This window comes from Clostridium fessum (assembly GCF_027698965.1).
GTDB lineage: Bacteria > Bacillota > Clostridia > Lachnospirales > Lachnospiraceae > Otoolea > Otoolea fessa.
This window is the reverse complement of the sequence record NZ_JAQEQF010000002.1, coordinates 150,873-162,524: the sequence shown is the minus strand read 5'-3', so window position 1 is coordinate 162,524 and position 11,652 is coordinate 150,873. Positions and strand designations below refer to the sequence as shown.

At 42.8% G+C, this 11,652-nt stretch carries 10 protein-coding genes; 6 read left to right on the top strand and 4 right to left on the bottom strand.

What is annotated here, in order from left to right; translation table 11 throughout:
* Positions 1–295 precede the first annotated feature (295 nt).
* Positions 296–598, top strand: a complete 303-nt coding sequence (locus PG862_RS03440) for a LysM peptidoglycan-binding domain-containing protein (protein WP_022359414.1) — start codon at positions 296–298, stop codon at positions 596–598.
* 183 nt (positions 599–781) lie between these two features.
* Positions 782–3,031, top strand: coding sequence for an alpha-galactosidase (locus tag PG862_RS03435; protein ID WP_106999887.1), 2,250 nt, complete (start codon positions 782–784; stop codon positions 3,029–3,031).
* A 137-nt stretch (positions 3,032–3,168) separates the two neighbouring features.
* Here PG862_RS03435 and PG862_RS03430 read toward each other — a convergent pair whose 3' ends face one another.
* From PG862_RS03430 to cobI, 4 genes are read right to left on the bottom strand one after another with little or no spacing between them, the layout of a single operon-like run.
* Positions 3,169–3,720 (bottom strand): hypothetical protein, encoded by a 552-nt coding sequence (locus tag PG862_RS03430; RefSeq protein WP_118522471.1) that lies wholly within the window; start codon positions 3,718–3,720, stop codon positions 3,169–3,171.
* Positions 3,721–3,745: 25 nt separating this feature from the next.
* Positions 3,746–4,489, bottom strand: coding sequence for an ABC transporter permease (locus PG862_RS03425; protein ID WP_243021941.1), 744 nt, complete (start codon positions 4,487–4,489; stop codon positions 3,746–3,748).
* Positions 4,480–5,322, bottom strand: a complete 843-nt coding sequence (locus tag PG862_RS03420; RefSeq protein WP_118491399.1) for an ABC transporter ATP-binding protein — start codon at positions 5,320–5,322, stop codon at positions 4,480–4,482. Before PG862_RS03420 ends, PG862_RS03425 begins: the two co-directional genes overlap by 10 nt.
* A complete protein-coding gene (cobI, locus tag PG862_RS03415) occupies positions 5,315–6,010 on the bottom strand; it encodes a precorrin-2 C(20)-methyltransferase (RefSeq protein WP_333523582.1) in 696 nt (231 codons plus the stop codon). The genes PG862_RS03420 and cobI overlap by 8 nt, the downstream gene beginning before the upstream one ends.
* 577 nt (positions 6,011–6,587) lie before the next feature.
* Between cobI and PG862_RS03410 the strand changes: the two genes are divergently transcribed.
* From PG862_RS03410 to PG862_RS03395, 4 genes are read left to right on the top strand one after another with little or no spacing between them, the layout of a single operon-like run.
* Complete coding sequence (locus tag PG862_RS03410; RefSeq protein WP_270706495.1) at positions 6,588–7,283, top strand: polyphosphate polymerase domain-containing protein; 696 nt, start codon at positions 6,588–6,590, stop codon at positions 7,281–7,283.
* A gap of 11 nt (positions 7,284–7,294) precedes the next feature.
* The gene (locus PG862_RS03405; protein ID WP_118467686.1) at positions 7,295–7,972 is read left to right on the top strand and encodes a DUF4956 domain-containing protein; all 678 of its coding nucleotides are present in this window, start codon (positions 7,295–7,297) and stop codon (positions 7,970–7,972) included.
* A gap of 1 nt (position 7,973) precedes the next feature.
* Positions 7,974–9,455, top strand: coding sequence for a CotH kinase family protein (locus PG862_RS03400; protein WP_270706494.1), 1,482 nt, complete (start codon positions 7,974–7,976; stop codon positions 9,453–9,455).
* A 3-nt stretch (positions 9,456–9,458) separates the two neighbouring features.
* Entirely contained in the window at positions 9,459–11,633 is a 2,175-nt protein-coding gene (locus PG862_RS03395) for a hypothetical protein (protein WP_270706493.1), read from the top strand.
* Positions 11,634–11,652: the final 19 nt, after the last annotated feature.

The window sequence follows — 11,652 nt, the reverse complement described above, 5'->3', positions numbered from 1 at the left end:
AAACCGAAAATACCGTAAGAAAAGGTGGTGGCAACAGAAATTTGCCGTATTTAAATGCGAAGACACGGAAAATTTCGTTACTGGGCACGTATGCGGGAACAGTAGCAAACTGCGAACAAATGTTTGTTTTTTCTTTCAAAATCATTGACAAACATTTGTTCGTATCGTATAATGTAACCATACAGAACAAATGTTCCTGACATTTTTATAATATTCAAATCTCTTCTCATTCTTTAAGAACAGATTTGAATACAAAAAGACGATTCCAACAAAACACGAGAGGAGAAGATTGCAAATGTATACGTTGAAAAAAGGTGTTATGGTTTTAGCTGTTGTTTTCATCATGCTGCTTTCGGGCTTTTTTGGACGGAGTCTGATGTATGTGATGGCTGAGGAAGAAGCAGATACTAGACCGGAAAAGTACTATACCAGTATTCATCTGAAAGATGGAGATACGCTCTGGAGCATTGCTCAGACATATTGTGCAGATTCGGAGGAGTCAGTTGAAGAGTATGTACGGGAGCTGCGCCAGATGAACAGTCTTTCGGATGACCATATTGACGCAGGGCATTACCTGACCATTCGTTATTATAAATAAATCGTTACCGTTCACATACACGTACACACAACCGATAACAGAGACAGAATCAAATTTATAGAATTTTCCATATTCCTGTCCGTAGTCTGTTCATTTAATCTATTTTCTGGTAGAATAAAGTTTAGCAAGCAGTCTATATCTGATTAAATGACAAGCGACAGATGAACAGGAGGAAATAAGGATATGAGTATTGTATATCACGAATCATCGAAGATATTTCATTTATATAACCAGACCATCAGCTATATCATGATGGTTCTTCCAAACGGACATATGGGACAGCTGTATTATGGGAAAAAGATTCGTGACAAGGAAGATTTCTCATACCTTCTTGAATTAGCTCCCAGAGACATGGCATCTTATCTCTATGAAAACGATCGCACCTTTTCACTTGGACATATTAAGCTGGAGTACGGTACTTACGGAAGCGGTGATTACCGGCATCCGGCAGTAGAGATTCTCCAGAATGATGGAAGTACCTATTCAGATTTTCAATTTACTGGATATCAGGTTACATCCGGAAAGCCAAAACTGCCGGGACTTCCCGCTACTTATACTGAACAGGACGGGGAAGCTGAAACTCTTATTATTACGTTAAAAGATACCCATACTAATCTGGAGCTGCATCTTTTATATACAATATTTGTCGAGGGCGGTGTCATTGCCCGAAGTGCTTCTATTTCCAATCAGGGTGACATTTCTGTACAGGTTCAGACCGCGATGAGTCTTTGCCTGGATCTTCCTGACCACGATTATGAGTGGATGCAGTTTTCTGGGGCATGGGCGAGAGAGCGCGCACTCCACACACGCAGGCTTGAGTATGGCATTCAGGCGATTGACAGCACCCGGGGACATTCTTCCCATGAGCAGAATCCGTTCATTATTTTAAAACGCCCTTCGGCTGACGAATTTCAGGGAGAAGCCATTGGCTGCAGCTTGATTTACAGCGGTAATTTTCTGGCTCAGGCAGAAGTGGAGTCACATGGAACCACCCGTCTTATGATAGGAATTAATCCGTTTGGCTTTAGCTGGGAGCTGAACCCTGGTGAAACCTTCCAGACTCCGGAGGCAGTGCTTGTTTACTCCTCTCAGGGACTTAACGACATGAGCCAGACTTTTCACCGGCTGTATCGGCGCCGACTGGCAAGGGGGTACTGGCGTGATCGCGAGCGCCCAATCCTGATCAATAACTGGGAGGCAACTTACTTCAATTTTACCGAAGAAAAACTTCTACAGCTGGCTTCCAGAGCGCAGAAATGCGGCATAGAGCTGTTTGTTTTAGATGACGGCTGGTTTGGTGCCAGAAGCAGCTCAAAAGCCGGACTGGGCGACTGGGAGGCAAACCGTGACCGTCTGCCAAACGGTCTTTCCGGACTGGCACAGAAGATAGAAGCGCTTGGCATGAAGTTTGGTCTCTGGATCGAACCGGAGATGGTAAATGCCGATTCCGATTTATTCCGCACGCATCCTGATTGGATCCTCCAGGTTCCAGGGCGAACGCCTTGTCACGGACGTTACCAGTATGTATTGGATTTTTCCCGGCAGGAGATCCTTGATTACATCTATGAAAAGATTGCATCGATTCTGGAAGGCGCCTCCATTTCCTATATCAAGTGGGATATGAACCGAAGTCTCAGTGATGTATGGAGCAGAGGAGTTTCCGCCAGACAGCAGGGAGAAGTATTTCACCGCTATATTCTGGGTGTTTATCAGATGTATGAGCGGCTGACAACACGCTTTCCGGACATTCTGTTCGAATCGTGCGCCAGCGGCGGAGCGCGTTTTGATGCAGGTATGCTGTATTACGCACCGCAGGGATGGCTCAGTGATAATACAGATGCGATTGAACGCCTGCGGATTCAATACGGTACTTCCTATGGTTACCCGATCAGCTCGATGGGATCCCATGTATCTGCTTCTCCGAACCATCAGCTTCATCGTCAGACACCGCTTTGGACACGTGCCAATACCGCGTTCTTCGGAACTTTCGGCTATGAACTGGATCTGGCACAGCTCGGAGAAGATGAGCTATCTGAATTAAAAATTCAGACCGCCTTTATGAAACAGCACCGGTCCCTGATTCAGTATGGTACTTTTTACAGACTTTCCAGTCCGTTTGAAAACAATATCACTGCCTGGATGGTAGTCAGTGAAGACCGCACAGAAGCCCTGGTCGGCTGGTACCGGACACTGAATGTAGCCAATGGTCCGTTTACGCGGCTGTATTTACAGGGACTGGAAGAATCCGATCTTTACAATGTCACGGAATATACAGAAGGACATGAAAGTGCCGTAAGCACCCACTATGGTGACGAACTGATGAATTTAGGACTGATTACCAGTGACGCCTCTTCCGGACAGTATATGGATGGTAGAAGAGAGAGCTGCGACTTTGATTCTCGCCTGTTTTATGTACAAAAGCAGGCTGAATAATAAATAAGATAAAAGCATTGAAAGGGGATGCTCCCGAATCTGGTTTTTAAAGAAGAATCCCTGTAACTGTTCAGTAGGTCTGCGCATTTACTGCGCGTGACTGTGAAGGTACTGAACAGTTACGAATCCCTTTTAATTTAAGTCCGGCGTTTCCCCGTATAATCCCGCTTCCGGCGTTCATTTACGATATGATTCAGAATCCCGCCACCGATAATAATAACGGCTGCCATCATCAGCACACGTTTCGCCCCTTCCTGCGGAAGTGTGCTCTTAGACGCAATCGACGTAGTATTGAATTGAAGGGTATATTCGATTTCATGAGGCGTTCCCATCGCCAGTGTATCCGCCCTGACTGTAAGTTCTTTTGTCAGATCCAAAACAGGGATCGTAAAATGAGAATTTGCGTCCTTGGCACTTTCATTCTCGTATTTTCTATTATCTACCACCATGTAATCATAATTGGAACTGCTCCATGTGATGGATATGTATGCCGTTCCATCTGTCACCGTCAGAAGAGCAGGACTTTGGATCGAAGCCTTTCCGCTTCCTCCGGTCATCGTTACCTCGATGGCATATTCACCATCCTCCAGGGAAAGTAGCGTTCCAGCACCTGCCTGTGCCGTCAACGTCCACCGGCTGCTAAATAAGATACAAATGATTCCCAGAAGAATGAAACCTATTTTTTTCATAGACAGAAAACTCCTTCCCCTGTGTTTATAAATTCTTTTTCTTATACAGAAACCAGGACGCAGCAACCGAAAAACACGCCAGATACAGAAGCAGGATCCCAATCGTTGTATAAGAAAATGCCTCATGATTGGCGATGCTGCGAAGCGCCGCACTGGTCTGCGATAACGGCAGATATTCAATCACCTGGCGCAGACCATCCGGCATACTCCGGGCTGAAAAGAATGTATTGCACAGATATGCCATCGGCATAATCACGTAATTCGAAAAGCGCGGCACATCGGCATGGTTTTTGGCATAAAAAGATACCACAACTCCAATTGTGGAAAACACAGATCCGTTTAAAAACATTAGAAGGAACGACCAGCCGTTAAAACAGAGCCCCGTTCCGATCGGCAAAATCAGAAGAATAATCACGGCTCCCGCATATAATCCCCGGAGACTTCCGCCGATGATCTGTCCCGCGATGAACTGCCACAGCGGGGTAGGAGAGATGATGACCTGGTCAAATGCTTTTTCGTACAATCTCTGGACGTTTAAATTCTGGGCGATAGCATTGAAACTGCCATTCATGGTCGTCAGGGCAACCACTCCCGGAATCAGAAAGTTCAGATACGATTGTCCGTGCGACATGGTCTGGATTCCAAGACCAAACACCAGAATATATAAAAGAGGAGCAATCATGGCAGCCAGCGTGATTTTATAAAAATCCCGCCGGAATTCTACCCATTTTTCCCATAACACAGTAAGAATACCCATTTTTACCGGCATTCCAGCTGCTGCCCGATTGTCTCCAGAAATACATCTTCCAATGTCGTACTGCGAAGCGCTGTTTCCTGTTCTGACGCGGACAAATACTGAATTGCCTCCTCCTTTCCATGAAAATAGTGTGATTTCAGCCCATCTGGTGAAGTCTCATCAACCGCATACCGCCCCAGCGTCTCTATCATATGCCCCGGAGCATCTGTTTCCTCCAGACGTCCACCGCACATAAAGCCGACACGGTCACAAAGCGTTTCTGCTTCCTCCATATAATGCGTTGTCAGAAGAATGGTAAGCTTTTGCTGATTTAGCTTTTTCAGAAGATTCCACATCTGACGGCGGGCAAATGCATCCATCCCTGCAGTCGGTTCATCCAGAAGAAGGATTTCCGGTTCCGTTAAAAGTGCCCGGCAGACCATCAGCTTCCGCTTCATGCCTCCGGAAAGCTTTCGGACGGTTCTCTTCCGATAATCGATCAACCCGCAGAATTCCAGCAATTCCTCTGACCGCTCCCGAATCTTTTTGATCGGCATATAATAAAGACGTCCCTGATATTCCATAATCTCGTTCATCGTCATATCCTGACGCATCGAGTATTCCTGCGTAACGACACTGAGTTTTTGTTTCAGCTGGTTTTTCTGACGGGTCAGCAGCTCTCCGTTGATCCAGATTTCACCCGAAGTCGGAAGCAGGAGAGTGGAGAGCATTCCGATGGTGGTCGTTTTTCCGGCACCATTCGGTCCCAAAAGCCCAAAGAACTCGCCTGTCTCAATTTTCAGGTTCAGATCCTCGACCGCCAGAAAATGATCGTATTTTTTGGTCAGATGCTTTAATTCAATCATGGTTCCCTTCCTTCACGACAATAATCGAATAATAACTTGCCCGATCTGGAATTTCATCGATTTTATGATAAATATGCTCCTCTGGCATACCACAATTTTCGATCATGGTACCTGTCATATGCTTTTCTTTCAGGGTCGCCTTGACAAGCGGCATCTTGGAAGCTGCTTTCATCAGAACCTTGGTACCTGGAAGTTCCAGCGCCGCCTCAATATCATAAGTGGACGGAATAATATGAAGCTGTTCTGAGCGGTCGACAAGACTGTCCTGAAGCTTGGCGCTGACCGCGCAGAAGGACGGAATGCCATTGATGATTTCAGTTGCATAACCATGTGCTTTTACAATCCGATGGATATAAATATAGGTACTGTAAATCGTCGGATCTCCGAGCGTGAGGCAGGCAACATCCTTCCCCTGTTCCAGCTGCTCTATAATCTGATCCGAGGCAGCCTGGTATGCTGCATTTAAAACAGCTTTATCTTTTGTCATCGGAGTAGTGAGGTTTAAGCATTCCTTTTCATCCAGATTTTCCACGATCCCGCTGGCAATTTTATAGGAAACTGCATTTTCCTTTCCATCCGCCGGTACCGCAATCACCGGGCACTTCTGAATCGTGTCAACTGCCAGATACGTCATGAGCCGCGGATCGCCCGGACCTACTCCTACGCCATATAAGGTTCCTTTTATCATAAACATTTCCTTTCTGTGAAAACTGTGAGAAATTCAAGTGTTCAACTTTTAAAATTTTTGTACGATGCCTTTTTTGCTTTTTTAATAAAGTTCGAAATTAGCCTTTTTCAAAAGTAAAAAATTTTGTACTTTATAGTTAGTGGTTAATAAATGGCTTAGATACAAGGATTATAGCATAAAGTACAAAAATTTCAAAATGCACTTTATTTCAGAATGTACTTTATTTCGAAACAGAATAAAGTACATTTTCAAATCGCTCCATTTTGGAAATTTCATAAATAGTGGAATAAAGTGGGTTACAAGAATTCCAAAAGCAGTTATCCGCAAAAAGGGTTAATGTCAGTGGAATGTATTTTGGATATGTTCCCCAAAATGGAAAACAAATACAGATGAGCTTACCCGATGGCTTTGACTGTTATCAGTCTACACCATCGGTTTCCTCAAGTCCAGCTAACCCCTGAATAGTAACTGAGAGGTCATTGTATAGTATGAAGTTGTATTCTAGACAGAAAAATTTTTTGGATGTATACTATAGCGTTGGATTTACTAAAAAGCAAAAGCAGGAGGAAATAATACTGTGCGCGATGTACTGCGGGAAGAAAAGAAATTTCTGCTGAATCAGGCAGAAGCTTTAAAACTCCGGAATTATCTGTCAAATGTGGTTCATACCGATTTACATAATGGATCCAATGGTTACCAGGTACGTTCTTTGTACTTTGATTCTTTGTCAAATCGGGATTTTCAGGAAAAAGAAGATGGTCTGGAGTTAAGAAGGAAGTTTCGTTTGCGGGTATATAGTCCTGATGCGGATTTTGCACTGTTTGAAATGAAGCAGAAGCAGGGACCATATCAGCGAAAGCGGTCATTAAGATTATCCAGAAAGGAAGCGCAGGCTCTCATTGAGGGTGATTATTCTGTACTTTTAAACAGTGGCAGTGAGTTTGGACAGGAATGTTATTCAATTATGGAAATGTGGGCATACCGTCCCAAAACAGTTGTAGAATATGACAGATTTGCATTTATCGCGCCAGAAAACTCTATTCGAATAACCTTTGATTCCGGAATACGGGCTAATGAAGTGAATTTTAATGTGTTTGATAGAAATCTGGTGTTAAACAGTGTAATGTCGCCTTTTGCTGTAGTGCTGGAAGTAAAATACAATGGCTTTTTGTTAAGCTATATCAAGCATATGCTTCTGCCCGTTCAGAAAAGCGAGCTTTCCGTGAGCAAATATTGTATGGCAAGACAAATTGGCTGTAACTACAGGTTTTAGGAGGAAAGGAAATGAAAGAGACGATTTATAACCTGCTTGCTCAACAGGGGGATATGACCTGGCAGCAAATTATAATGCATATTCTGGTAAGTGCTGTCATTGGTCTGTTTATTTTTATTTCATATGTGATTTCACATAAGGGAACGATTTACAGCAAAAAATTTGGAGTAACACTGATCGTTCTGACGGTTATGACAGGAACAGTTATGACTGTCATAGGAAACAATATTGCATTGTCGCTTGGTATGGTCGGTGCATTATCTATTGTGCGTTTTCGAACTGCAATAAAAGATTCCAGAGATACTGTATATATTTTCTGGACGATTATTGTGGGAATATGCTGTGGAGTTGGAGATTATCTGGTTGCTGCAGTAGGCAGTTCTGCTATTTTTCTTATTTTTCTTATCATGGGAGCGATTCGCAGTGATAACCGTATGCTTTTGATCATCCGTGCAAAAAGAAGCCGCTGTGAAAATATAGAATCCCAGGTCTTTCGTTATTTTGGGACTGGTGTCGTTCTTCGGGTAAAAAATACGACAGAGGAAAATGCTGAGTACATTTATGAATTATCCAGAAAAATACTGGAGAAAGTTCAGAAACAGTATCCGGCTTTAACAGATGATTTCTATAACCTTGGACAAATCGAAAGTGTTAATATTGTAGCTCAAAGCGATGAGATTTATAATTGATATGAAATATAAAATAATAGGATTTATATGCTGCTTTGCGGTTATCCTGATTGCCGTTTTTGCGCCATTGTCTTATAAGGACTACCGAAAAACAGAGAGAATTCATCAGCATGAACAGGAAATTCCCCAGGAACCATGTACGGATCCTGCGGATGGCGGTCTGTGTACATATCTTCCGATTGTCAAAATTGATACAGATGGGATGGAAATCCCGGGAAGACCCATTAAGGATGATGGAAACAACCGCATTTATACACGCGCTACGGATGGGGAAACTACAATTGCTGCTCAGATGGATATAATTGGGAATGACAGCAAAGAGTACCATCATGCAAATGAAACGGCAGATGTATCTTCTGAAATCCGTATACGAATGAGAGGTAATTCCTCAAGAAAGTTTGATAAGCCAAGCTATGCCATCAGACTTGTAGATAAAAAAGGGGAAAACAATCCGCTTTCCATTATGGGAATGGATGCGCACCATGAATGGGTATTATACGGTCCCTGGCTCGATAAAACAGCCATACGAAATTATATGTTTTACAATCTTGCCGGAGAAATGATGTCTTATGCGCCAAATGTAAGATTCTGCGAAGTAATTCTTAATGGTGAATATGAAGGTCTATATGTAATGACTGAAATGATAACCGGCGGAAAAGATGGCGCCAGGCTGGGACTTCGTGTAAATGCCAAGCGCAGCGCATTTTCCGGATACCTGCTTCGCCTGGATCATCAGCATGCGGGCGAAGAAGCTTTAAACAGCTTTACAACGTATACCTACAAAACCCCCTTCCTGCTGCAGATAGAATATCCCGGAAGCAGGAACAGGGATGCCAGACTGACAGAAGAAATCCGGCAGGATTTTTCAAATTTTGAAAAAACTCTGTATTCATATGATTATGACAGGGAAAAACATGGCTACACTTCTATGATAGATGTAGACAGCTTTGTAGATTACTTTATAATCAATGAGCTTTCCAGTAATGCAGATGCCGGAAACTATTCCACTTATATTTATAAGGGAACCGATAATCTGTATCGTATGTGTGTATGGGATTTTAATAATGCCTGCAATAACTATTTCGAGGAGGAACTTCCTTATACAGGATTTTTCCTGAACAACCGATTATGGTTTGAAATGCTTATCAAAGATGAGGATTTTACTGAACGGATCATCCAGCGATATCATTCCTTGCGAAAAGGTCTGTTAAGTGAGGAATCACTTTATCGTTATATCGATGAAACCCTTGATTTTATCGCACCAGCTCTTGCAAGAAACGATGCACGATGGGGAAGTGTGGAACAGCAGGCAAAGGGACTTCTGGTTCCGGTATCGAGAAATCTTGACAGCAGATCTGCCGCTGAAGGACAGTTAAAAGGTTACTTGCGAAACAGAGGAAAATGGCTGGATGAAAACATTGAGACTCTGCGTCAATATTCAGCATCCTCCCGTGTAAAGCAGTATAATGAGGTTAATGATTAAAATATGAAACGATTTATTATCAGTATATCTGCCATCATTCTGCTTGTATTTATTGGATTTATAGCTGTGTTTTATGGCGGATTTTATGTAGACTCAGGCCGGGACAATCATGTAAACACATTTGTCCGGACTGAGAATAAAGAGATACTTATAAAGGACAAAGATGAGTGGAAACCATTTGAAGTCAGAGGAATTGACATGGGAAGCGGTATTCCAGGTGAATGGTCTACCGATTATGCAATCACCAAAGAAACCTATCTGCGCTGGTTTCAGCTGATCCAGGAAGCAGGAGCAAATACGCTGAGAGTCTATTCTGTCCAGAATCCGTCTTTTTATAAAGCGTTCTATGAATACAATTCCCAACATGAGGAGCCGTTATATTTACTTCAGGGAATCTGGGTAAATGATTATATACAGAACTCCCGAGTGGATGCATATGCCGACTCCTTTGCAGGAAAGCTTCTGGATAATTGCCTGGTCACTGTAGATGTGATCCATGGAAAACGACTTATCATCAATAATGATGCAGATACAAGTACAGGACTTTATTTACACGATGTCTCGAAATGGGTGCTGGGATATATTATCGGAAATGGATGGGAAGATACAACCGTTGCATATACAGATGAGAAATATCCGGATATGGAACCGTATAAAGGAACCTATCTTACTGCTTCAAAAGATGCTTCTGCCTTTGAATCCCTGCTTGCAGAAACAGGTGACAGGATGCTGTACTATGAATCAACAAGATATGATGAGCAGCGTCTGATCTCCTTTTCCAGTGGAAATGCAACAGATCCCTTTGATTATCCTAAAGAGATTGCAGAATATTTCCGAAAATGTGCCCGGATCGACGCAGAACATATAACTGCAACTGATAAATTTATATCAGGTCAGTTTGCCAGCTACAGTGCATCTCCATATGATCAGGATTACCTTTCCTGTATGGAATACACAACATGGAACAGCTTGTCTGATAAAAAGATTGACTTTAGTGACTGTATCACTCCTGACGGAAAAAGGAATACTTATCGGGCATATTTAAGACTTTTAAACGAACATCATACAATGCCGGTTTTGGCTGTTGAATTTGGTGCAGCCACAGGACGAGGTGAGATTCAGGAGAATCAGGTAACCAGCAGAGGACTTGGATACTATTCTGAAAAAGAACAGGGAAAGATTCTGGTAGATTGTTATGAAGACATTATGGCTGCCGGACTTTCCGGAAGCTGTGTCTACTCCTGGCAGGATGAATGGTTCAAGCATACCTGGAATACCATGTATGCTGTAGATTTAAGCCGTAATATTTACTGGGAAGATGCTCAGACAAATGACCAGCATTTTGGCTTGCTGGCATTTGACTGTGGGGAAAAAGAAAGTGTTTGTTACGTGGACGGGGATACTTCCGAATGGACGGATAAAGATATGGTGATCCAATATGAAGACGGCTCTTTCATCAGTGTGAAGTATGATGCCTCCGATGTTTATTTATATCTCCATAAAAAGGGCTTTGATCTGGAAAATGACACGCTGTATGTTCCGGTTGATACGACCCCTAAAACAGGCAGTACCCGTATGGAAAATTGTACAGCAGAATTTGAAAGACCTACAGATTTTGTACTGATCTTAAATGGAAAAGATAATACTCGTCTGTTGGTTCAGGATCGGTATAATCCCATTCATGCCAATTATGAGGAAGATATTACAGGAGAAGATTCTTATATTGATCCACCGGCTCGGGATAGCGCTGTATTCGAAAATATCTGCATGGTATTACGGGATGTTATTGGTCAGTATCAGGATGCTGCCACACCGTTAAGAACCTTTGAAAGTGGAAAGCTGCATTATGGTAATGGAAATCCATCTGCATCTGATTATGATTCCAGAGCAGATTTTATCTGTAACGGAGATGATGTGGAAATTAGAATCCCATGGCAGCTGCTGAATTTTTCTGATCCGTCCCGAATGCAGATTCATGATGATTATTATGATGGAAATTATGGCATTGAAGCAGTGGGGATCAAAGAGATGTTTATAGGTCTTGGCAGAGAAGGAAATACTATCGAGATGGGACGGCTTAAACTGAAAGGATGGGAAAATACAGTATCTTACCATGAAAGATTAAAAGAAGCATACCAGGTTCTGAAGACATACTGGACAGGAAAGGAACACGAATGATAGCACAATTTGTGATTGT

Coding starts and splice junctions, on each gene's coding strand:
- PG862_RS03435 (WP_106999887.1), top strand. CDS start 782: ATGAGTATTGTATATCACGAATCATCGAAGATATTTCATTTATATAAC.
- PG862_RS03405 (WP_118467686.1), top strand. CDS start 7,295: ATGAAAGAGACGATTTATAACCTGCTTGCTCAACAGGGGGATATGACC.
- PG862_RS03400 (WP_270706494.1), top strand. CDS start 7,974: ATGAAATATAAAATAATAGGATTTATATGCTGCTTTGCGGTTATCCTG.
- PG862_RS03440 (WP_022359414.1), top strand. CDS start 296: ATGTATACGTTGAAAAAAGGTGTTATGGTTTTAGCTGTTGTTTTCATC.
- PG862_RS03430 (WP_118522471.1), bottom strand. CDS start 3,720: ATGAAAAAAATAGGTTTCATTCTTCTGGGAATCATTTGTATCTTATTT.
- cobI (WP_333523582.1), bottom strand. CDS start 6,010: ATGATAAAAGGAACCTTATATGGCGTAGGAGTAGGTCCGGGCGATCCG.
- PG862_RS03395 (WP_270706493.1), top strand. CDS start 9,459: ATGAAACGATTTATTATCAGTATATCTGCCATCATTCTGCTTGTATTT.
- PG862_RS03420 (WP_118491399.1), bottom strand. CDS start 5,322: ATGATTGAATTAAAGCATCTGACCAAAAAATACGATCATTTTCTGGCG.
- PG862_RS03425 (WP_243021941.1), bottom strand. CDS start 4,489: ATGCCGGTAAAAATGGGTATTCTTACTGTGTTATGGGAAAAATGGGTA.